19 protein-coding genes are annotated in these 20,537 nt (G+C 72.2%); 12 read left to right on the top strand and 7 right to left on the bottom strand.

Going from position 1 to position 20,537, the window contains the following annotated elements; translation table 11 throughout:
- Positions 1-4: 4 nt before the first annotated feature.
- Both ONA70_RS06845 and cofD read right to left on the bottom strand, forming a co-directional pair.
- Positions 5-1,093 carry a coenzyme F420-0:L-glutamate ligase gene (locus ONA70_RS06845; protein ID WP_265005475.1) on the bottom strand — a complete coding sequence of 363 codons (1,089 nt, stop codon included), beginning with the start codon at positions 1,091-1,093 and terminating at the stop codon, positions 5-7.
- A complete protein-coding gene (cofD, locus tag ONA70_RS06840) occupies positions 1,090-2,037 on the bottom strand; it encodes a 2-phospho-L-lactate transferase (protein WP_265005474.1) in 948 nt (315 codons plus the stop codon). The genes ONA70_RS06845 and cofD overlap by 4 nt, the downstream gene beginning before the upstream one ends.
- 99 nt (positions 2,038-2,136) lie before the next feature.
- Here cofD and ONA70_RS06835 point away from each other — a divergent pair, with 99 nt between their 5' ends.
- The 4 genes from ONA70_RS06835 (at position 2,137) to ONA70_RS06825 (ending at position 7,074) form a co-directional block, all read left to right on the top strand.
- Positions 2,137-3,045, top strand: coding sequence for a hypothetical protein (locus ONA70_RS06835; protein ID WP_265005473.1), 909 nt, complete (start codon positions 2,137-2,139; stop codon positions 3,043-3,045).
- 178 nt (positions 3,046-3,223) lie between these two features.
- On the top strand, positions 3,224-5,731 hold the full coding sequence (locus tag ONA70_RS06830) for a bifunctional FO biosynthesis protein CofGH (protein ID WP_265005472.1): 2,508 nt from the start codon (positions 3,224-3,226) through the stop codon (positions 5,729-5,731).
- Positions 5,732-5,809: 78 nt separating this feature from the next.
- Entirely contained in the window at positions 5,810-6,085 is a 276-nt protein-coding gene (locus tag ONA70_RS36885) for a hypothetical protein (protein WP_406601158.1), read from the top strand.
- A 728-nt stretch (positions 6,086-6,813) separates the two neighbouring features.
- On the top strand, positions 6,814-7,074 hold the full coding sequence (locus ONA70_RS06825) for a WhiB family transcriptional regulator (protein ID WP_013284161.1): 261 nt from the start codon (positions 6,814-6,816) through the stop codon (positions 7,072-7,074).
- Positions 7,075-7,142: 68 nt separating this feature from the next.
- On the opposite strand, the gene ONA70_RS06820 is transcribed toward ONA70_RS06825, so the two are convergent.
- Positions 7,143-7,592 (bottom strand): metallopeptidase family protein, encoded by a 450-nt coding sequence (locus tag ONA70_RS06820; protein ID WP_265005471.1) that lies wholly within the window; start codon positions 7,590-7,592, stop codon positions 7,143-7,145.
- A gap of 153 nt (positions 7,593-7,745) precedes the next feature.
- Between ONA70_RS06820 and ONA70_RS06815 the strand changes: the two genes are divergently transcribed.
- A complete protein-coding gene (locus ONA70_RS06815; RefSeq protein ID WP_265005470.1) occupies positions 7,746-8,117 on the top strand; it encodes a DUF3499 domain-containing protein in 372 nt (123 codons plus the stop codon).
- 34 nt (positions 8,118-8,151) lie between these two features.
- Here ONA70_RS06815 and ONA70_RS06810 read toward each other — a convergent pair whose 3' ends face one another.
- The 4 genes from ONA70_RS06810 to ONA70_RS06795 form a co-directional block, all read right to left on the bottom strand.
- Positions 8,152-9,528 carry an NAD(P)/FAD-dependent oxidoreductase gene (locus tag ONA70_RS06810; RefSeq protein ID WP_265005469.1) on the bottom strand — a complete coding sequence of 459 codons (1,377 nt, stop codon included), beginning with the start codon at positions 9,526-9,528 and terminating at the stop codon, positions 8,152-8,154.
- A complete protein-coding gene (locus ONA70_RS06805; RefSeq protein ID WP_265005468.1) occupies positions 9,528-10,232 on the bottom strand; it encodes a pyridoxamine 5'-phosphate oxidase family protein in 705 nt (234 codons plus the stop codon). Before ONA70_RS06805 ends, ONA70_RS06810 begins: the two co-directional genes overlap by 1 nt.
- The gene (locus ONA70_RS06800; protein ID WP_265005467.1) at positions 10,217-11,563 is read right to left on the bottom strand and encodes an aspartate aminotransferase family protein; all 1,347 of its coding nucleotides are present in this window, start codon (positions 11,561-11,563) and stop codon (positions 10,217-10,219) included. The genes ONA70_RS06805 and ONA70_RS06800 overlap by 16 nt, the downstream gene beginning before the upstream one ends.
- Positions 11,564-11,996: 433 nt before the next feature.
- Positions 11,997-12,509 carry an Lrp/AsnC family transcriptional regulator gene (locus tag ONA70_RS06795; RefSeq protein ID WP_265005466.1) on the bottom strand — a complete coding sequence of 171 codons (513 nt, stop codon included), beginning with the start codon at positions 12,507-12,509 and terminating at the stop codon, positions 11,997-11,999.
- A 210-nt stretch (positions 12,510-12,719) separates the two neighbouring features.
- Between ONA70_RS06795 and ONA70_RS06790 the strand changes: the two genes are divergently transcribed.
- The 7 genes from ONA70_RS06790 to speB are packed head-to-tail and all read left to right on the top strand — an operon-like array spanning position 12,720 to position 20,444.
- Positions 12,720-13,904: a polyamine ABC transporter substrate-binding protein gene (locus tag ONA70_RS06790; RefSeq protein ID WP_265005465.1), complete on the top strand. Its 1,185-nt coding sequence runs from the start codon at positions 12,720-12,722 to the stop codon at positions 13,902-13,904.
- Positions 13,905-13,909: 5 nt separating this feature from the next.
- On the top strand, positions 13,910-15,064 hold the full coding sequence (locus tag ONA70_RS06785; RefSeq protein ID WP_265005489.1) for an ABC transporter ATP-binding protein: 1,155 nt from the start codon (positions 13,910-13,912) through the stop codon (positions 15,062-15,064).
- Entirely contained in the window at positions 15,061-15,972 is a 912-nt protein-coding gene (locus ONA70_RS06780; protein ID WP_265005464.1) for an ABC transporter permease, read from the top strand. Before ONA70_RS06785 ends, ONA70_RS06780 begins: the two co-directional genes overlap by 4 nt.
- Positions 15,972-16,814: an ABC transporter permease gene (locus tag ONA70_RS06775; protein ID WP_265005463.1), complete on the top strand. Its 843-nt coding sequence runs from the start codon at positions 15,972-15,974 to the stop codon at positions 16,812-16,814. Before ONA70_RS06780 ends, ONA70_RS06775 begins: the two co-directional genes overlap by 1 nt.
- Entirely contained in the window at positions 16,811-18,232 is a 1,422-nt protein-coding gene (locus ONA70_RS06770; RefSeq protein WP_265005462.1) for an NAD(P)/FAD-dependent oxidoreductase, read from the top strand. The genes ONA70_RS06775 and ONA70_RS06770 overlap by 4 nt, the downstream gene beginning before the upstream one ends.
- The gene (locus ONA70_RS06765) at positions 18,232-19,434 is read left to right on the top strand and encodes a saccharopine dehydrogenase family protein (RefSeq protein WP_265005461.1); all 1,203 of its coding nucleotides are present in this window, start codon (positions 18,232-18,234) and stop codon (positions 19,432-19,434) included. The genes ONA70_RS06770 and ONA70_RS06765 overlap by 1 nt, the downstream gene beginning before the upstream one ends.
- Positions 19,431-20,444: an agmatinase gene (gene speB / locus ONA70_RS06760; RefSeq protein ID WP_265005460.1), complete on the top strand. Its 1,014-nt coding sequence runs from the start codon at positions 19,431-19,433 to the stop codon at positions 20,442-20,444. The genes ONA70_RS06765 and speB overlap by 4 nt, the downstream gene beginning before the upstream one ends.
- Positions 20,445-20,537 lie beyond the last annotated feature (93 nt).

The raw sequence follows: 20,537 nt of genomic DNA, 5'->3' as shown, positions 1-20,537 counted from the left end.
CGGGTCAGATGGCGAGAGCGGCGCCGGCGGTGCTGCCCGGTGGGGGCGGGAGCAAGGCCGACGAGACGCCCTCGGCGGCCAGCGCGGTCCGCAGCCGTTGCAGATCGGCGCCGAAGCGCACCAGGTCCGCCGGGTCGACCGGGGCCGGCGGCGCGCCCAGCACGAGACCGGTGGCCTGCTCGGGCCAGTCCGGCACGGCGGCGACCAGGTCGGCGCGTACCTCCTCGTCGGTGACGTGGGTGAAGACGGTGCCCGGCGCGACCACGTCGGCGACCGCGGCGATCGCCCGGTCGACGGCGGCCGGATTGGCCGGGGCCGGGCCCGGGCCGTCGGCCAGGGTGGCGGCCTCCCGGAGCCCGGCGGCCTTCGCCTCGGCGGTGCCCAACGAGAAGAGGTCCAGCGTGGCGTCCCGGACCAGGACCCGGGCACCCTCGCCGTCCGCCGTGCCCGCCACGCCCGGGTAGCCCCGGACCACGGCCACCGGCACCTGGTCGCACTTGCCCTTGATCAGCTCACCGGCGCCGGCCAACTCGTCCACCACGGCGAGCTGGGTGAGGTGGAGCTCGTTCCCGTACGGGTCGATCTCGCCGCGGTGGTCGCGGATCGCCGGCATCCCGGCGACCCCGAGGGCCACGTCGGTGAGGCCGTTGCGCCACGGCCGGCCCATGGTGTCGCTGATGATCACCGCGACGTCGAGGTGGTACTGCTCGCGCAACGCGGTCCGCAGCGCCCGGGCGGACGCGTCCGGGTCCTTCGGCAGCAGCACCAGGCGGGTCTTGTCCACGTTCGAGGCGTCGATCCCGGCGGAGGCCATCACGAAGCCGTGGTGGGTCTGCACGATCCGGGTCGCGCCGCGGGTGGCCACCACCCGGGCCGTCTCGCCGGCGAGCACCTCGTCCTTCGCGGCGAGCCGTTCGGGGCCGTCGGCCGGCACGTCGACCAGCCGGCCCTCCGCCTTCGACACGATCTTGCTGGTCACCACCAGCACGTCGCCGTCGCGCAGCCACGGCGCCGCGGTGGCGATCACCGCCGCCAGGTCGTCGCCCTCGGTCACATCGCCGATGCCCAGCACCGGCAGGATCTCCAGCCTCACATCAGCTCCAACGCGGCCCGGACCATCGTGGCCGTGGCCGCCTCGTCGGTCATCCGCAGCGGTGCCGAGCGTACGGTCACGTCCGGCACCAGCGTCCCCTCGTCCTCCGGCGCGACCAGCCAGCCGTCGAGCAGGCCGCCGGCCGGGCGACCACCGTAGAGGGCGCCCACCCCGGCCGCGCTGCACGCCACGCCGAGCACGGCGAGGCAGCGGTCGGCCATGCCGCGTACCGGCGCGCCGCCGATGATCGGGGACACCCCGACCACCGGGGCCGGGCCGTCGGTCACCGCCTCGCGCAGCCCGGGCACGGCCAGGATCGGGGCGATGCTCACCACCGGGTTGCTCGGCGCGATCAGCACCACGTCGGCCGCCCCGATCGCCTCCAGCACGCCGGGCGCCGGCTTCGCCGTCTCGGCGCCGATGAAGACGAACCGGTGGGTCGGCAGCTCAGCCCGGTACCGCACCCACCACTCCTGGAAGTGGATCGCCCGCTGGCCGCCCTCGAGGTCAACCACCACGTGGGTCTCCAGGCGGTCGTCGGTCGCCGGCAGCAGGCGTACGCCGGGCTGCCAGCGGGTGGCGAGCGCCTCGGTCACCTGGGACAGCGGGTAGCCGGCGTTGAGCATCGTGGTGCGGACCAGGTGGGTGGCGATGTCCTTGTCGCCCAGCCCGAACCAGGTCGGCTCGGTGCCGTACGCGGCCAGCTCCGACTTGACCGTCCAGCTCTCGCCCACCCGGCCCCAGCCCCGCTCCGGGTCGGCGCCGCCGCCCAGCGTGTACATCACGCTGTCCAGGTCGGGGCAGACCTTCAGCCCGTGCAGCAGCAGATCGTCGCCGACGTTGACCACGGCGGTCACCTCGGCCCCCACCTCCCGGGCGTACGCCCGGACGCCGAGCAGGAACCGGGCACCCCCGATTCCGCCGGTCAGAACCACGATGCGCATGGTGTCCATCCTTCCGCACGCGCGGCCGTCGATCGGCTGCCGGCCCGAGAGACTAGGCTCAGCACGGCAACTGTCCGTTTTCGTCCCCAGGGAGAGTTCGTGACCAGCCCCGCCGAGTCCGCGTCCGGCGACGCGACGCAGGCCAGCCAGGTGACCAGACCACTGCGCGAACTGGCCGCGCTCGTCCTGCTCGGCGCGAACGCCGTGCTGCTCTTCGTCGGCCTGCTCCGGCTGCTGGTACCGATGGACAGCTACAGCACCTTCACCGGCCGGGCGGGCAGCACCTTCTTCGTCTTCATCGGCTTCGAGTCGGCCGTGCTGCCGCTGCTGGCCGTCCTGCTCGCCACCCATGTCCACCCGGTGCTGCCCCGGGCGAAGATGGTCACCCAGGCGGCCCTCGGCGAGTACGGCTTCGCCGCCCTGTTCGGCGCGCTGACCTTCCTGATCGCGCTGGTCGGTCGGCTCACCGACGGCGAGGTGCTGGACGCCTTCCTCAGCATGCTGACCCGGGTGGCCTGGCTGGCGATCTTCGGGATCGCCGCGCTCGTGGTGTTCACGATCTGGCGCGGCCTCTACTTCGTGCCGAAGCCGAAGCCGCAGCCCGGCGTGTACGGGCAGCCCCAGCCGGGCTGGCCGCAGCACCCGGGTGGCTACCCCGGCCAGCCGGGTGGCTACCCGGCCCCCGGCCAGGGCGGCTACGCGCCCGGTGGCCAGCCGAACCAGCCCGGCTACGCGCCCGGCGGCCAGCCGAACCAGCCCGGCTACCCGGTGCCCGGCCAGTACGGTTCGCCGCAGTCGGCCCCGCCGTTCAACACCGCGCCGCCGCACGCCCCGCAGTCCGCGCCGCCGTTCGGCGCCCCGAACCCGGCCCCGCCGTTCGGCCAGCCGCCGTCGGCGGACCCGACCCAGGCCATCCCACGGCAGCCGGCCGAGTTCGGTCAGCCGGCCCCGCAGGACAGCGACCGCACTCAGCGCATCGACCGGGACGACCCGAACCACCCCCGCTGACACCGACGCCCCGCGGCCGCGCCCGGCGCACGCCTCGCCTCGCCTCGCCGAGGCGACTGATTCACGGAAAGAGTGGCTTCCCGCGCCGGGAGGCCACTCTTTCCGTGTCAGCGTGCCCACCCTGCAGGAAGCGGCGGGGTCGGGTGGGGGCGGGTGGTCCAGCGCCTAGGCTGGACGGATGGTTGATCGCACCGAGGCCGTCCCGACGGAGGCGAGTGTCCGGCGCGCGTTGCGGCGGGCCGCGACCGGGCGGGCGCTCGACGTCGACGAGGCGAGCGACCTGCTGACCGCGCGCGGCGCCGCCCTGGACGAGCTGCTGCGGATCGCCGGTGAGGTGCGCGACGCGGGACTGCGCGAGGCGGGCCGCCCAGGCGTGGTCACCTTCTCCAAGAAGGTCTTCATCCCGCTGACCCGGCTCTGCCGGGACCGCTGCCACTACTGCACCTTCGCCACGGTGCCGCACCGGTTGCCCGCCGCGTACCTGGAGAAGGACGAGGTCCTCGCCATCGCCGGGGAGGGCGCCGCGCAGGGCTGCAAGGAGGCGCTGTTCACCCTCGGTGACCGTCCGGAGGAGCGCTGGCCGGCCGCCCGGCAGTGGCTGGACGAGCGGGGCTACGACTCCACCCTGGACTACCTGCGCGCCTGTGCGGTGGCGGTGCTGGAGGAGACCGGCCTGCTGCCCCACCTCAACCCGGGCGTGCTCTCCTGGTCGGAGCTGCAACGGCTCAAGCCGGTGGCGCCGAGCATGGGCATGATGCTGGAGACCACCGCGACCCGGCTGTGGTCCGAGCCGGGCGGCCCCCACTTCGGCTCCCCGGACAAGGAACCCGCCGTCCGGCTCCGGGTGCTCGACGACGCCGGCCGGGTCGGCGTGCCGTTCACCACCGGCATCCTGATCGGCATCGGGGAGACCCTGGCCGAGCGGGTGGACGCGCTCTTCGCGATCCGCCGCGCGCACCGGGAGTACGGCCACCTCCAGGAGGTGATCGTGCAGAACTTCCGCGCCAAGCCGGACACCGCGATGCGCGGGATGCCGGACGCGGAGCTGCACGACCTGGCCGCCACGGTTGCGGTCGCCCGGATCCTGCTCGGCCCGAAGGCCCGCGTGCAGGCCCCGCCGAACCTCATCGAGGGGGAGTACGACCTGCTGCTGCGCGCCGGCATCGACGACTGGGGCGGGGTCTCCCCGGTCACCCCGGACCACGTCAACCCGGAGCGGCCCTGGCCGCAGCTCGACGAGCTGGCCCGGCACACCGCGCAGGCCGGCTTCACGCTGCGCGAGCGGCTGACCATCTACCCCGAGTACGTCCGGGCCGGCGACCCGTGGCTGGACCCGCGTCTGCTGCCGCACGTCGGCGCCCTCGCCGACCCGCAGACCGGGCTCGCCGTCGAGGCGGCCCGCCCGGTGGGCCGGCCCTGGCAGGAGCCGGAGGAGACGTTCGGCGGCCGGACCGACCTGCACGTCACCATCGACACCACCGGGCGCACGGGAGACCGGCGGAGCGACTTCGACGACGTCTACGGCGACTGGTCGGAGGTGGCCGCGAAGGTCGCCGTGCCGGTCGCCGTGGCGAGCGACCCCGACTTGCGCGCCGGGCTGCGGCTGGCCGCGGCCGACCCGGCGGCGCTGCTCGAACCGGCGCACGAGGCCAAGGCGCTGGCGCTGTTCGGCGCGGACGGGCCGGCCCTGGACGAGCTGTGCCGAATCGCCGACGACGTCCGCCGGGACGCGGTCGGCGACGACGTCACGTACGTGGTCAACCGCAACATCAACTTCAGCAACGTCTGCTACGTCGGCTGCCGGTTCTGCGCCTTCGCCCAGCGGGAGAGCGACGCGGACGCGTTCCGGCTCTCCCTGGACCAGGTCGCCGACCGTGCCGAGGCGGCCTGGGCGGCCGGCGCGAGCGAGGTTTGCCTCCAGGGCGGGATCGACCCGAAGCTGCCGGTCACCGGGTACGCGGACATCGTCCGGGCGATCAAGGCCCGGGTGCCGGGGATGCACGTGCACGCGTTCTCCCCGATGGAGATCGCCACGGCGGCGGCGAAGGCCGGTGTGCCGGTGAAGGAGTGGCTGCTCCAGCTCCGCGAGGCCGGGCTGGACACCATCCCGGGCACCGCCGCCGAGATCCTCGACGACGAGGTGCGCTGGGTGCTCACCAAGGGCAAACTGCCGGCCGCCGCCTGGGTCGAGGTGGTCAGCACGGCCCACGAGCTGGGCATCCGGTCCAGTTCCACGATGATGTACGGCCACGTGGACCACCCGGGCCAGTGGCTCGCCCACTTCCGGGTGCTGGCCGGGGTGCAGGACCGTACCGGCGGCTTCACGGAGTTCGTGGCGCTGCCGTTCGTGCACACCAACGCGCCGATCTACCTCGCCGGGATCGCCCGCCCCGGGCCGACCTGGCGGGAGAACCGGACCGTGCACGCGATGGCCCGGCTGCTGCTGCACGGCCGGATCGCCAACATCCAGTGCTCGTGGGTGAAGCTCGGCGACGAGGGCACGGTGGCGATGCTCCAGGGCGGCTGCAACGACCTGGGCGGCACGCTGATGGAGGAGACCATCTCCCGGATGGCCGGCTCGGGCAACGGCTCGGCCCGGACCGAGGAGCAGCTCAAGGCGATCGCGGCGGCGGCCGGCCGCCCGGCCCGCAAGCGGACGACAGCCTACGGTCACGCCCGCTCCTGACGTCGAGCCTTCCCCGCCGCCGGCTCGGAAAGGTGGCCGGAACTCCTCCGAGAGTTCGGCGACGGCGTCCGGTACGAGATTCACATCGACAACGACGGTGACCGTTATCCGGACATCACCTGTCGTTTCGAATTCATCAGAGAGCTCACGAATACGACAGTTTTCTTTACCGCACCGGACCGACGTGCCGCGGCTGGACACCGCGATCCGGCCGAGCCGGTAGCCGGACCGGTTCGGCGTGCGCGGTGGCGACCTGGCCGGCTTCCCACCGGCTGGCGGGTCGACGACGACACCTGGGGCCGTCGGAGAGCGGCAGCGTCGTGCTCGACCTGGGCGGCGACCGTAGCGCGCTGACCGGCCACACCGGACCCCGGAGCCCGGCCGCGAATTCGAGATCAGCCGCGCCGACCGGAACGAGCCGCGCATCCGCTCGGCCGTACGGAAGCGGGCGTCTCCGACCGGGCCTCCACAGTGCCGGCCACCCCTGGCCTCCGTACCGTGTGGTGGGACGTCGGCACGGCGGCCGGGGCGATGGCGAACCGGTCGTCGCATTCGTCTGGCCGACCAGCCCACCATCGGGGACGGGCTGAGCGTACGTGTCCGGTGGCCGTCGCGCTCCGTCCAGATGGTGGACGGGGCGCGGTGGGCGTTCGGCGCTCGACGGGCGATTGTGGCCCGGGCGCGTTAACCTTTGCCTCATCACATGCTGATCTTGGACGGTGTCGGGACGGCCACCTGGGTACGGCCCGCCGGAGCCTCCGCCGGGGGCCGCCGAGCGGGTCCACACCGGGCACGCCACAGCGAAAATCTCGGGCAACTCGCCGGAGAGGGCGTTACTCGTCCGGGGTCTGAATCGATAGGGCAGGTTGCGAGGCTCGGGCGGCTCGGATGGTCGTCCGGAACGTGTCGGGAGGGCGACTCCATTATCAAGTTCGGCTTGACGGCGCACGCATTACACGCGTGTAATTTGAATGGGGTTGTTCGCACCGGAACGCAACAAATTGTGACCGGACGGACAAGCACGCCTTTCGCGTGGGGGGTTGCAGCGGCGATGACGCCGGTGCGCGACAAGGAGGCATCTGATGGACGGCCAGCTCGAGGTGGCCGACCTGCTCGGGAACGCGCCGGAGTGGCAGGAGCGGGCGCTCTGCTCGCAGACCGACCCGGAGGCGTTCTTTCCCGAGAAGGGCGGCTCGACCCGCGAGGCGAAGCGCATCTGCTCGCGGTGTGAAGTCAAGACGGAATGTCTGGAATACGCCCTCGGCCACGACGAGCGGTTCGGGATCTGGGGCGGGCTCTCGGAACGGGAGCGGCGAAAGCTCAAGCGGCGGGTCGCGGCCTGACGCGTACCGGGCCGGGGCGGTGGGGGCCGCCCGGGCCGGGCCGACGGCCTGAGCTGGCGGGGGCCGGCTCAGGCCAGTTCGTCGGGGTCGACCCCGAGCAGGTTCGCCACCTGCTCGATGATCACATCGTGCACGAGATCCGCGAGGTCTTCGCGGTCCATCGCACGGAACTCCAGCGGCCGCCGGTAGAGCACGATCCGTGGCGGCACCTCCTGCCGGCCGGGGCGGCCGGGCAGCAGTCGGGCGAGCGGCACCTCGCCGTCCTCCAGGACGTCCGAGTCGTAGACGTTCAGGTCCGGCGGCACGTCCTCGACGGCGAACTCGACGCCGGCCAGCTCCTTGGCGAAGCGGCGTTCCAGGGTCTCGACCGTGTCCAGCACCAGGTCATCGAAGATCTCGGCCTTGGTCCGGGCCAGCGGTACGGTGGCCGGCACCAGCCGCCCCCGCAGCCCCCGACCGTGGCGGTCGCGGTGGGTGCGCCGGCCGGAGCCGGGGCGGCGGTTCTCCGGGCTCGTCATGACGCAAAGGGTAGCGGCCCCACCTGGCTGCCCCTCGTTGCGCCGCCGCAGCGGCGCGCCGGTGATCCGATCGGATGATTTGTGATCACCACTACGGGCGTGTCGTAACGAGAAGCGGTGCGCCGGACCCGGTAATGGAGATACCCTGCCGCCGTGAGGTCACCACGGCGCTGCTCCCGTAACGGCTGCCCCCGGCAAGCGGTCGCCACATTGACCTATGTCTACAACGAGTCCACCGCCGTGGTGGGCCCCCTGGCGGCCTTCGCCGAACCGCACACGTACGACCTCTGTGAGCCGCACGCCCGCAGCCTGACCGCGCCGCGCGGCTGGGAGGTGGTACGGCACGAGGGCGAGTTCGAGCCGCCGCCGCCCACCACCGACGACCTCGTCGCCCTGGCCGAGGCGGTCCGTGAGGCCGCCCGCCCCGCGCCCCCGCGCCCGCCCGAGGACAACAAGGTCGCCGTCCCCCAGGCACCCCAGCAGGGCCGCCGCGGCCACCTCCGCGTCATCCCCCCCAACCACTGACCACCCCCGGGCCGCCCGGCCCGTCGTTGTCGGGTCAGTGGCCGAGGAGGCGGGAGAAGGCGGCGGCGCGGCGGGAGGGGCGGCCGGTGCGCAGCTCGGCCCCGTCGGCGGAGAACATCACCCGGAGGCCGGCGTTGACGGCCAGCCAGCGCAGCGGCTCCGGCTCCCAGCGCGGGGAGCGGTGGTTGACCCAGGGGAGCGCGGTCAGGTCGCTCTCCGCGCCCCGGATCAGGTCGGCGAGGGTACGGCCGGCCAGGTTGCTGGTGCCGACGCCGTCGCCGACGTACCCGCCGGCCCAGGCCAGCCCGGTGCTCCGGTCCAGCCCCACCGAGGCGGCCCAGTCCCGGGCCACGCCGAGCGGGCCGCCCCAGGTATGGCTGATCGGCACCTCGGGCCCGAGCACCGGAAAGAGTTCGCCCAGCACTCGCCGCAGCGCGGCGAAGACCCGGGGTTCCCGGTCGTAGCCGGGGCGGATTCGGGAGCCGAAGTGATAGGGGGCGCCCCGCCCGCCGAAGGCGAGCCGGCCGTCGGCGGTGCGCTGGCCGTAGATGATGACGTGCCGGTAGTCGGAGAAGGTCTCCCGCTCGGCCAGCCCGATCCGCGCCCAGGCCGACCCGGGCAGCGGCTCGGTGGCCACCATGAGCGAGTAGACCGGTGCGACGGCCCGCCGCTGGCCGGGCAGGGCGGAGGTGAAACCCTCGGTCGCCCGGACCACCACCGGCGCGCGGACCACCCCGACCGGGGTCACCGCCGCGCCGGAGCGTACCGCCGTGACCGGGGTCCGCTCGAAGATGCGTACGCCCCGCCGTTCCGCCGCCCGGGCCAGGCCGCGGACCAGTTTCGCCGGGTGCACGGCGGCACAGTGCGGGGTGTACGTGCCGCCGCGTACCCCCTCGGCCCGGCAGCGGGCGGCGGCCTCGGCGGCGTCGAGCAGCACCAGGTCCTCGTCGGCCAGCCCGTGTTCGCGGGCCTCGGCGACGGCGGCCCGGGCCCGGTCGAGCTGGACCCCGGTGCGGGCCAGCACCACCGTCCCGCCGGCCCGCCAGTCGCAGTCGATGTCCTCGGCGGCGACCACCCGGCCGACCTCGCGGACGGTCTCCTGCATGGCCCGCTGCATGGCGAGCGCCCGGTCCCGGCCGTGCCGGCGGGCCAGGGCGGGCAGTGAGGTGGGGAAGAGCGCTGAGCACCAGCCGCCGTTACGGCCGGAGGCGCCGTACCCGGCGATCTCCTTCTCCAGCACCACGATCCGCAGCGTCGGGTCCGCCTCGGCGAGGTAGTACGCCGTCCAGAGCCCGGTGTAGCCGGCGCCGACGATCACCACGTCGGCGTCCGTGTCGCCGGGCAGGCCGGCGCGTGGGGTCAGCGGCTCGTCCACGCTGGACAGCCAGTACGACAGCTCCTGGTAGCGCATCACCACTCCGGTGGGGGCAGGTCGTGGCGCAGCCGGGGGTCGGGCTGCGGGGTGCCGTACGCCTCGACGACCGGCACCACGCCGGCCCAGACCGGCCGGTCGAGGTCGTCCTCGGGGTCGTCGGGCGGGCCGGCGCTGACCTTCACCGAGCACTCGTCCAGCGGCAGGGCGAGCACCAGCGTGGCGGCCAGTTCCTTGGCCGACGGCGGGCGAATCTGCGCCCAGCGGCCGGGGATCAGGTGCTCGGAGAGGCGCTCCAGGGCGGCCAGCTTCTCGTCCCCGTCGAGCGCGACCAGGCGGCCGAGCACCATGGCGCACCGGTAGTTCATCGAGGACTCGAACGCGCTGCGGGCCAGGACGAGCCCGTCGAGCAGGGTGACGGTGAGGCAGGCCGGGGCGCCGGCGGCCAGGTGCCGGAACAGCCGGCTTCCGGTGGAGCCGTGCACCAGCACCCGCTCGCCGTCCCGGGCGTACGCCACGGGCAGCGCGTACGGCTGGTCCCGCTCGGCGATGGCCAGATGACCGACCCGGCCGGCGTCGAGCACGGCGTGCAGGGCCGACCGGTCGTGGACGGCGAGGTCGGGCAGGCGGCGTACCCGGGTCCGGTCGGTGCCGCCGACGGCGGGCGGGCCGACGGGCGAGGGCCGGGACCCGTGGGTCCCGGCCCGGTCCGGCCCCGCGCCGCCGGTCAGAGTCGCGACCATGCCTCGGTCAGCACGGCGCGCAGGATCTGCTCGATCTCGTCGAACTGCTCCTGCCCGGCGATCAGCGGCGGGGCGAGCTGCACCACCGGGTCGCCGCGGTCGTCGGCGCGGCAGTAGAGGCCGGCCTGGAAGAGCGCGGTGGAGAGGAAGCCGCGCAGCAGCCGCTCGGACTCGGCCTCGTCGAAGGTCTCCCGGGTCGCCTTGTCCTTGACCAGCTCGATCCCGTAGAAGTAGCCGTCGCCCCGGACGTCGCCGACGATCGGCAGGTCGGTGAGCTTCTCCAGGGTGGACCGGAAGGCGCCCTGGTTGGCCCGGACGTGCCCGACCAGGTCCTCGCGGGCGAAGACCTCCAGGTTGGCCAGGGCCACCGCGCAGGAGACCGGGTGGCCGCCGAAGGTGACCCCGTGGGCGAACATGCCGGTCTCGGTGAGGAACGGCTCCATCAGCCGTTCGCTGGCGATCATCGCGCCGAGCGGGGCGTAGCCGGAGGTGATGCCCTTGGCGGTGGTGATGATGTCGGGCTGGTAGCCGTACCGGGTGGCGCCGAAGTACTCGCCCAGCCGGCCCCAGGAGCAGATCACCTCGTCGCTCACCAGCAGCACGTCGTACGCGTCGCAGATCTCCCGGACCCGCTGGAAGTAGCCGGGCGGCGGCGGGAAGCAGCCGCCGGAGTTCTGCACCGGCTCCAGGAAGACCGCGGCCACGGTGTCCGGCCCCTCCCGCTCGATCGCGCGGCCGATCTCCTCGGCGGCCCACCGGCCGAACGCCTCGAGGTCGTCGCCGTGCTCGGGGGCTCGGTAGAAGTTGGTGTTCGGCACCTTGATGCCACCGGGCACCAGCGGCTCGAAGTCGCTCTTGATGCCGGGCAGTCCGGTGATCGACAGCGCGCCCATCGAGGTGCCGTGGTACGCGATGTACCGGCTGACCACCTTGTACTTGTTCGGCTGGCCGGTGCGCTTGAAGTAGGCCCGGGCCAGCTTCCACGCCGCCTCGACGGCCTCCGAGCCGCCGGTGGTGAAGAAGACCCGGTTCAGGTCGCCGGGGGCCAGCGAGGCGACCTTCTCGGCCAGTTCGACCGCGGTCGGGTGGGCGTACGACCACAGTGGGAAGTAGGCGAGTTCGCCGGCCTGCTTGGCGGCCGCCTCGGCGAGCTCGGTCCGGCCGTGGCCGGCGTTGACGACGAAGAGCCCGGCGAGTCCGTCCAGGTAGCGGCGGCCCTGCGAGTCCCAGACGTACGCACCCTCGCCGCGCACGATCGTCGGTACCTCGCCGGCGGAGTAGCTGGCCATCCGGGTGAAGTGCATCCAGAGGTGGTCGGTGGCGTTGGCCATGTCAGCCCCATCGGGTCTCGGGCCGGTCAGGGGTGACACCGGCCGCTCTGCCCACGGTTATCGCACAGGCAATGCTGATAACGCAAGTGGCGATGGCTTTAGGCAACGGATTCAGCGAGAGCTGTTAACCAGAGCAACGGATTCCGTACTCTTCGATTGCGCCTGGTCGGCGCGGTCGGCCCCGGGCGATCGGGGTGTGTGGGTTCGGCCCTGTCGAGCTGACGACATCGCTCGGCCGGCGCAACGGGTTCCCCCACGCCGGCTGAGTCGTTCTCGACATCAGCTCGAAAGGCAGTTGTCCAGGGGGTCTGCGGTGTCGGCTCGGGGGGCAGGTTCGGGGCCTTTTCCGGGCACCGAACGCCGACCGGGGATGTCCGGGAGAGATCCGGGCACGACACGCCGCACGGGTACGGTCACCGATACGGAGCGTGGCTCAGGCGGTGCCCCAGCTGTAGGTCTGCTTGCGCAGCTTGAGGTAGACGAACGCCTCGGTCGACAGTACGCCCGGGACGCCGCGCAGCTTCTGCAGGATCTCCAGCAGGTGCGCGTCGTTGCGGCAGACCACCTCGGCCAGCAGGTCGAACGAGCCGGCCGTGATCACCACGTAGTCGATCTCCTCGAACTCGGCGAGCCGGTCGGCCACGCTCTCCAGGTCCCCGTCGGTGCGCAGGCCGATCATGGCCTGGCGGGGGAAGCCGAGCTGGAGCGGATCGGTGACCGCGACGATCTGCATGACCCCGGCGTCGAGCAGCCGCTGCACCCGCTGCCGGACCGCCGCCTCGGAGAGGCCGACCGCCTTGCCGATGGTCGCGTAGGGGCGCCGGCCGTCCTCCTGGAGTTGCTCGATGATCTGCTTCGCCACATCGTCGAGCAGAGCGTGAGCGGCTCCTTCGCGCACCGTGACACGGCGCGTGCCGTTGCCGTTCTCCAGTTGCCGGTTGGCCATCGTCGCTCCCCATGTCCGTATTCCTTGGCGCTGAGCGTAGTGCTCCGCCGAAGTCTGGCGTATTTCGTGGCCCACGGCTATTCCCGCAACGGAATCCCTTGTAAGGGAGGTCACCTCATGTCAGGATCAGTCGTCCATCGCCATTTGACCCTCCCGCCGGCGCGCCATCCCCGTCTCGCCGCCGACGATGACCCCCCTAGGAGTCGTCACATGCGTAGAACCCTCCGGCCGCTCACCCGGCGTGGTCTGCTCACCGGCACCCTTGGCTCGGCCACCCTACTCGCCACGGCAGGCAGCCTGGCCGGCTGCGGCACGAAGGGCGCGCAGCAGACCGAGGCCGGCTGCAAGAGCGACGACCTCTCCGCGACGGAGAAGAAGATCGCCTTCTCGAACTGGCCGCAGTACATCGACGTCGACGAGAAGGACGAGTCCAAGCGGCCCACCGTGGACGCGTTCATCGCCAAGACCGGCATCCAGGTGACCTACACCGAGGACATCAACGACAACAACGAGTTCTTCGGCAAGGTGCAGAACCAGCTCGCCGGCTGTCAGCCCACCGGGCGGGATCTCATGGTCCTCACCGACTGGATGGCCGCCCGGATGATCCGGCTCGGCTGGATCCAGAAGCTGGACAAGGCCAAGCTGCCCAACGTCGAGGCGAACCTCCTGCCGTCGCTGCGCAACGTGTCCTTCGACTCGGAGCGCCAGCTCTCGGTCCCGTGGCAGTCCGGGCTCTCCGGGCTCGCGTACAACGCCAAGGTGACCGGCGAGATCCGTACCGTCGACGACCTGCTCACCCGCCCCGACCTGAAGGGCAAGGTGACCGCGCTCTCCGAGATGCGGGACACCATGGGCCTGCTGCTCCAGTCCAACGGCCACGACCCGTCGAACTTCACCACGGCCCAGTTCGACGACGCGCTGGCCAAGCTGCAGCGGGCCGTCGACTCCGGGCAGATCCGCAAGTTCACCGGCAACGACTACTCCCAGGACCTCAACAAGGGCGACATCGCCGCCTGCATCGCCTGGTCGGGCGACGTGATCCAGCTCGGCTTCGAGAACGACAAGATCAAGTTTGTGGTGCCCGAGTCCGGCGTGATGCTCTGGTCGGACAACATGATGGTGCCGAACAAGGCCGGCCACAAGGCGAACGCCGAAGAGCTGATCAACTACTACTACGACCCGGCGGTGGCCGCGAAGCTCGCCGCGTACGTCAACTACATCTGCCCGGTCAAGGGCGCACAGGCCGAGATGGAAAAGATCGATCCGGACCTGGCCAAGAACCCGCTCATCTTCCCGGACGAGGCCATGTTGTCGAAGGCCAAGGGCTTCATGGCCCTGGACGAGAAGCAGGAGAAGGAGTTCGAGGCCAAGTTCCAGAAGGTCATCGGGGCGTGAGAACGATGGGACACGAGACACCGGCCGGCGACCTGCGCCTGGCCAACCTGACCAAGCGGTTCGGCGTCTTCACCGCGGTGGACGACCTCAGCCTGACCATCCCGCAGGGCTCGTTCTTCGCCCTGCTGGGGGCGTCCGGCTGCGGCAAGACCACGACCCTGCGGATGATCGCCGGGCTGGAGCAACCCACCGGCGGGCAGGTGCTGCTCGGCGACCGCGACATCGCCGGGCTGCGGCCGTACAAGCGGCCGGTGAACACCGTGTTCCAGAGTTACGCGCTCTTCCCGCACCTCGACATCCACGAGAACGTGGCCTTTGGGCTGCGCCGGCGCGGCATCCGCCAGGTGACCGACCAGGTCGAGCGGATGCTGGCGCTGGTGCAGCTCGAAGGGTACGGCCGGCGCAAGCCCGCCCAGCTCTCCGGCGGCCAGCAGCAGCGCGTCGCGCTGGCCCGCGCCCTGATCAACCAGCCGCAGGTGCTGTTGCTGGACGAGCCGCTCGGCGCGCTCGACCTGAAACTGCGCCGGCAGATGCAGATCGAGCTGAAGCGGATCCAGACCGAGGTCGGCATCACCTTCGTGCACGTCACCCACGACCAGGAGGAGGCCATGACCATGGCCGACACCGTCGCGGTGATGAACGCCGGCCGGATCGAGCAGCTCGGCGCCCCCGCCGAACTGTACGAATACCCGGCCACCGCGTTCGTGGCGAACTTCCTCGGCCAGTCCAACCTGCTCGCCGGCGACGCGGGCGGGCACAGCGGGGGCGACGTGCTGGTCGCCGCGCACGGCTCGCGCTTCTCCGTCCCCGCCGGCCGGGCCCGCGTCGACCGCGGGCCGGTCTTCCTCGGGGTACGCCCGGAGAAGCTGCACCTGGTGGGCGGCCCGGACCAGGTGCCCGCCGGCCACCAGCACGTCGGCGGCGTGGTCAGCGACGCCTCGTACGTCGGGGTGAGCACCCAGTACCTGGTGCGCACGGCGTGGGGCAGCGAGCTGTCGGTGTTCGCGGCGAACAGCGGGGTCGGCGGGCAGCTCGCGGTCGGCGCGACGGTGACCGCGCACTGGGACCCGCGGCACGCCTTCGTCCTGCCCCGCGAGTCCGGTGCGGACGACCAGACCGCGCCGCTGCTGGACGAGCCGCCGGTGGGTGTGGCGTCATGACCGCCCTCGCGCAGTTACCGACTTCGTCGGGGGAGCCGGCCGCCGCGCCGATCGTCCGACGGGGGCGGTACAAGCTGCTGCCGTACCTGTTGCTGCTGCCGGGCGCGGCCTGGCTGCTGGTCTTCTTCGCGCTGCCGCTGCTCCAGCTCGCCGCCGCCAGCCTCTACGACCCGAGCGGATCGCTCTCCACCGGGTACGCGATGACCTGGGCGTTCGGCAACTACCCGGACGCGTTGCAGGCGTACTGGCCGCACTTCGTCCGGTCGTTCGCCTACTCGGCGATCGCGCTGGTGCTGGCCCTGCTGATGGGCTACCCGCTGGCGTACGCGATCGCGCAGAAGGCGGGCCGCTGGAAGAACCTGCTGCTGGTCGCCGTGGTCGCGCCGATGTTCACCAGCTTCCTGGTCCGTACGCTGGCCTGGAAGACCATCCTGTCGGACAACGGCTGGCTGGTCGGCCTGCTGCGGGACGTGCACCTGCTCGGGCCCGACGGCCGGCTGCTGGCCACCCCGGTGGCGGTGGTGCTCGGCCTGACCTACAACTTCCTGCCCTTCCTGGTGCTGCCGCTCTACGCGAGCCTGGAGCGGCTCGACTACCGGCTGCTGGAAGCGGCGAACGACCTGTACGCGAGCCCGCTGCGGGCGTTCCAGAAGGTCACCCTGCCGCTGTCGATGCCCGGCCTGATCGCCGGCACGCTGCTGTTCTTCATCCCGGCCACCGGTGACTACATCAACGCCGAGCTGCTCGGCACCCCGAACCAGTACATGATCGGCAACGTTATCGACTCGGCGTTCCTGGTCCGGCTGGACTACCCGCAGGGCGCGGCCCTGTCGTTCCTGCTGATGGCGGCGATCCTCGCGATCGTCTTCGTCTACCTGCGCAAGGCCGGCACGGAGGAGGTGCTCTGATGCGAATCTCGCGGTGGGTCGCCGACCGGTGGGTGATGGGCGTGGCCCTGCTCGTCCTCTTCTACCTCTCGCTGCCGATCCTCGTGGTCGCCGGCCTCTCCTTCAACCGCCCGTCCAGCCGGCTGTCCTACGACTTCAACGAGTTCACCCTGGACAACTGGAAGCAGCCCTGCGCCACCTCCGACATGTGCGACGCGGTGGTGCGCAGCATGGAGATCGGCCTGATCGCCACGGTGGTCTCCACAATCCTCGGCACCCTGATGGCGTTCGCCCTGGTCCGGCACGGCTTCAGGGGCCGGTCCGGGATCAACGGCCTGATCTTCCTGCCGATGGCCACCCCGGAACTGGTGATGGGCACCTCGCTGCTCGCCCTCTTCGTCGCCGCCGGGGTGCCGCAGGGCTTCTGGACCATCGTCATCGCGCACGTCATGTTCTGCGTCTCGTTCGTGGTGGTCACCGTGAAGGCCCGCCTCTCCGGCATGGACCGGCGGCTGGAGGAGGCCGCCATGGACCTGTACGCCAGCGAGTGGCAGACGTTCCGGCGCATCACCCTGCCGCTGGTGCTGCCCGGCATCGTGGCCGCCGCGCTGCTGGCCTTCTCGCTCAGCTTCGACGACTTCATCATCACGAACTTCAACGCCGGCACCACCGTCACCTTCCCGATGTACGTCTGGGGTGCCGCCCAGCGGGGCATCCCGCCGCAGGTCAACGTCATCGGCACGGCGATGTTCGTGATCGCGCTGCTGCTGGTCGGTGCCAGCTCGCTGCGCGGCCGGCGGGCCCGGCGCGCCGCCCTCGCGGCTCCCGCCGTGGGCGCCGGTACCGCCACGAGCAGATCATGAAACTTCCGCATACCGGCCGGGCGCTGGCCGACGCCGCGCCCGTCCCGTACTGGCTGGACCGACCGGAACGCCCCGACCCGCTGCCGCCACTGGCCGGCACGCACGACACCGACCTCCTGGTGGTCGGCGGCGGGTACTCCGGGCTCTGGACCGCACTGCAGGCCAAGGAGGCCGACCCGGATCGGGACGTGCTCCTGGTCGAGGCGGGTACCTGCGGCTGGGCGGCGTCCGGGCGCAACGGCGGGTTCTGCGCCGCCTCGCTCACCCACGGCCTGGCCAACGGGGTCGACCGGTTCCCCGGTGAGATCGACGAGCTGGAACGGCTCGGCCGGGAGAACCTGGACGCCATCGCCGCCACGGTCGTCAAGCACGGCATCGACTGCGACTTCGAACGCACCGGCGAGCTGGCCGTGGCGGTCGAGCCGTACCAGCTCGCCGGGCTCGCCGAGGACGCCGAGCTGGCCCGCCGGTACGGCCACGACGTGCGCCTGCTCGACCGGGACGAGGTACGCGCCGAGGTGGACTCGCCCACCTACCTGGGGGGCATGTGGGACCGGGACCGGGTGGCCATGCTCGACCCGGCGAAGCTGGCCTGGGGGCTCCGCCGCGCCGCGCTCGACCTCGGCGTACGGATCCACGAGCACACCCGGGTCACCGGCCTGCGCCGCGACGGCGGGGCGCTGCGGGCGGCCACGGCCGGCGGCCCCGACGGCGTGCCCGGCACCGTCCGGGCCGGGCAGGTCGTGCTCGCCAGCAACGCGTTCCCGCCGCTGCTGCGCCGGCTGCGCGCCTGGCTGGTGCCGGTCTACGACTACGCGCTGATGACCGAGCCGCTCTCGGCGGAACAGCGGGCGGCGGTCGGCTGGGCGAACCGGCAGGGGCTGGCCGACGTCGGCAACCAGTTCCACTACTACCGGATCACCGTCGACGGCCGGATCCTCTTCGGCGGCTACGACGCGGTCTACCACTACGGCAACCGGATGGCCCCCGAGCTGGCGCAGCGTCAGGCCACCTTCACCGCGCTGGCGGACCATTTCTTCGCGACCTTTCCGCAGCTGGACGGCCTGCAGTTCAGCCACCGCTGGGGCGGCGTCATCGACACCTGCACCCGGTTCTGCCCGTTCTTCGGCACCGCCTACGAGGGTCGGCTGGCGTACGCGGCCGGGTTCACCGGGCTCGGCGTCGGGGCGACCCGGTTCGGCGCGCGGGTCATGCTCGACCTGCTCGGCGGCGCGGAGACCCCGTTGACCCGGCTCGACCTGGTCCGCAGCAAGCCGCTGCCGTTCCCGCCGGAGCCGTTCCGTGCCACCGGCATCAACCTCACCCGCTGGTCGCTCGCCCGCGCCGACGCGCGCCAGGGGCGGCGCAACCTGTGGCTGCGTACGCTCGATCGTCTTGGACTGGGGTTCGATTCCTGATGCGCATCCTGCTCATCGGCGCCGGCGGGGTCGGCTCCGCCGCCGTCGCCATCGCCGCCCGCCGCGCCTTCTTCGAGACCATGGTGGTCGCCGACCACGACGCCGCCCGCGCCGAGCGGGCGGTCGCCGGCCACGGCGACCGGTTCGTCGCCGCCCAGCTCGACGCCTCCTCGGCGGAGGCGGTCACCGCGCTCTGCCAGGCGCACGGGATCACGCACGTGCTCAACGCGGTCGACCCGCGCTTCGTCATGCCGATCTTCGACGGCGCGTACGCCGCCGGGGCCGACTACCTGGACATGGCGATGTCGCTGTCCCACCCGCACCCGACCGCCCCGTACGCCGAGACCGGGGTCAAGCTCGGCGACGAGCAGTTCGCTCTCGCTGATCGGTGGACCGCGGCCGGACGCCTCGCGCTCTGCGGCATCGGCGTCGAGCCCGGCCTCTCCGACGTCTTCGCGCGCTACGCCGCCGACGAACTCTTCACTGAGATCGACGAGATCGGGGTCCGCGACGGCGCGAACCTCACCGTCGACGGCTACGACTTCGCGCCCTCGTTCTCCATCTGGACCACCATCGAGGAGTGCCTCAACCCGCCGGTGATCTGGGAGGAGGGCCGGGGCTGGTACACCACCGCACCCTTCTCCGAACCCGAGGTCTTCGAGTTCCCCGCAGGGATCGGCCCGGTGGAGTGCGTCAACGTGGAGCACGAGGAGGTGCTGCTCATCCCGCGCTGGGTCAAGGCGAGGCGGGTCACCTTCAAGTACGGCCTCGGCGACGAGTTCATCGAGGTGCTGAAGACCCTGCACAAGCTCGGCCTCGACGCGACGTCACCGGTGCGGGTGGGCGGGGCTTCGGTTTCTCCCCGCGATGTCGTCGCCGCCAGTCTGCCCGACCCGGCCACCCTCGGCGACCGGATGCGCGGCAAGACCTGCGCCGGGACGTACGTGACCGGCACCGGCCCGGACGGCCGGCCCCGGAAGGTCTACCTCTACCACGTGGTCGACAACGAGTGGTCGATGCGGGAGTACGGCCACCAGGCGGTGGTCTGGCAGACCGCGGTCAACCCGGTGGTCGCGCTGGAACTGCTCGCCACCGGCACCTGGTCCGGCGTCGGCGTGCTCGGCCCGGAGGCGTTCCCCCCGATGCCCTTCCTCGACCTGCTGACCGGCTACGGCTCGCCGTGGGGAATGGAGGAGCGGTGACCCGCTACGGCCCGATGTTCGGCCCCGACATCACGTTCCTCGGCGTGCCGCCGTGCACGATTTCCGAGCCGGCGACCTACGCCGACGCGGACGTGGTGATCGTCGGCGCGCCCTTCGACGGCGGTACCTCGCACCGGCCGGGCACCCGGTTCGGCCCGTCCGCCATCCGGCAGGCCTGCTATCTGCCGCACGACGGTTCCCGCCCGTCCCTGGCGATGCGCGTCGACGGCTTGCAGGACCTGAAGGTCTACGACGCGGGCGACGTGGAGATGTTCTCCGGCGACATCGAGCGCTCGCTGGCGGCGCTGGAGTCAGCGGTGCACGCCGTGGCCCGGGCCGGCGCGATCCCGATCGTGCTCGGCGGCGACCACTCCATCGCCCTGCCCGACGCCACCGGGGTGGCCCGGCGGCACGGCTTCGGCCGGGTGTCGCTGGTGCACTTCGACGCGCACGCCGACACCGGGGACATCGAGTTCGGCTCCCTGCACGGGCACGGCCAGCCGATGCGCCGGCTCATCGAGTCCGGCGCGGTACGCGGCGACCGCTTCCTGCAGATCGGCCTGCGCGGCTACTGGCCCGGCCCGGAGACGTTGGCGTGGATGGCCGAGCAGCGGATGCGCTCGTACGAGATGACCGAGGTGGTGGCCCGCGGCCTGGATTCCTGTCTCTCCGAGGCGTTCGAGATCGCGGTGGACGAGTGCGAGGGCGTCTTCCTCTCCGTCGACGTGGACGTGGTCGACCCCGGGATGGCCCCCGGCACCGGCACCCCCGAGCCGGGCGGCCTGACCTCCCGCCAACTCCTCGACGCGGTCCGGCGCTGCTGTTACGAGCTGCCCGTGGTCGGGGTGGACGTGGTCGAGGTGGCCCCGCCGTACGACCACGCCGACATCACCGCGTACCTCGGCAACCGGGTGGTCCTGGAGGCGCTGTCCGCGATCGCCCGCCGCCGCCGCGACGCCGCCGGCGGCCCACCCTGGAACCCGACCCAACCCCTCCTCGACTCCCGCTGACCGTCTTCCCGATGTTTAGGCCGAGCTATAGTTGACGGGTGGGCGCTGCCAAGGGACGTTGGTCGGTCCGGGTCACCCGTGAGGTCCGCCAGT

Origin of the sequence: Micromonospora yasonensis, from assembly GCF_026013475.1 — a bacterium.
Classification (GTDB): Bacteria; Actinomycetota; Actinomycetes; order Mycobacteriales; family Micromonosporaceae; genus Micromonospora; species Micromonospora yasonensis.
Note: the sequence above shows the minus strand (reverse complement) of the source record. Positions and strands in the feature narration are given on the sequence as shown.

Bases quoted from the DNA above. Each gene is read 5' to 3' on its own strand.
- ONA70_RS06810 (WP_265005469.1), bottom strand. From the start codon at position 9,528: ATGCGCTACCAGGAGCTGTCGTACTGGCTGTCCAGCGTGGACGAGCCG.
- ONA70_RS06785 (WP_265005489.1), top strand. From the start codon at position 13,910: ATGGGACACGAGACACCGGCCGGCGACCTGCGCCTGGCCAACCTGACC.
- cofD (WP_265005474.1), bottom strand. From the start codon at position 2,037: ATGCGCATCGTGGTTCTGACCGGCGGAATCGGGGGTGCCCGGTTCCTG.
- ONA70_RS06770 (WP_265005462.1), top strand. From the start codon at position 16,811: ATGAAACTTCCGCATACCGGCCGGGCGCTGGCCGACGCCGCGCCCGTC.
- ONA70_RS06820 (WP_265005471.1), bottom strand. From the start codon at position 7,592: ATGACGAGCCCGGAGAACCGCCGCCCCGGCTCCGGCCGGCGCACCCAC.
- ONA70_RS06830 (WP_265005472.1), top strand. From the start codon at position 3,224: ATGGTTGATCGCACCGAGGCCGTCCCGACGGAGGCGAGTGTCCGGCGC.
- ONA70_RS06790 (WP_265005465.1), top strand. From the start codon at position 12,720: ATGCGTAGAACCCTCCGGCCGCTCACCCGGCGTGGTCTGCTCACCGGC.
- ONA70_RS06775 (WP_265005463.1), top strand. From the start codon at position 15,972: ATGCGAATCTCGCGGTGGGTCGCCGACCGGTGGGTGATGGGCGTGGCC.
- ONA70_RS06795 (WP_265005466.1), bottom strand. From the start codon at position 12,509: ATGGCCAACCGGCAACTGGAGAACGGCAACGGCACGCGCCGTGTCACG.
- ONA70_RS06780 (WP_265005464.1), top strand. From the start codon at position 15,061: ATGACCGCCCTCGCGCAGTTACCGACTTCGTCGGGGGAGCCGGCCGCC.
- ONA70_RS06805 (WP_265005468.1), bottom strand. From the start codon at position 10,232: ATGGTCGCGACTCTGACCGGCGGCGCGGGGCCGGACCGGGCCGGGACC.
- ONA70_RS06825 (WP_013284161.1), top strand. From the start codon at position 6,814: ATGGACGGCCAGCTCGAGGTGGCCGACCTGCTCGGGAACGCGCCGGAG.
- ONA70_RS06800 (WP_265005467.1), bottom strand. From the start codon at position 11,563: ATGGCCAACGCCACCGACCACCTCTGGATGCACTTCACCCGGATGGCC.
- ONA70_RS06765 (WP_265005461.1), top strand. From the start codon at position 18,232: ATGCGCATCCTGCTCATCGGCGCCGGCGGGGTCGGCTCCGCCGCCGTC.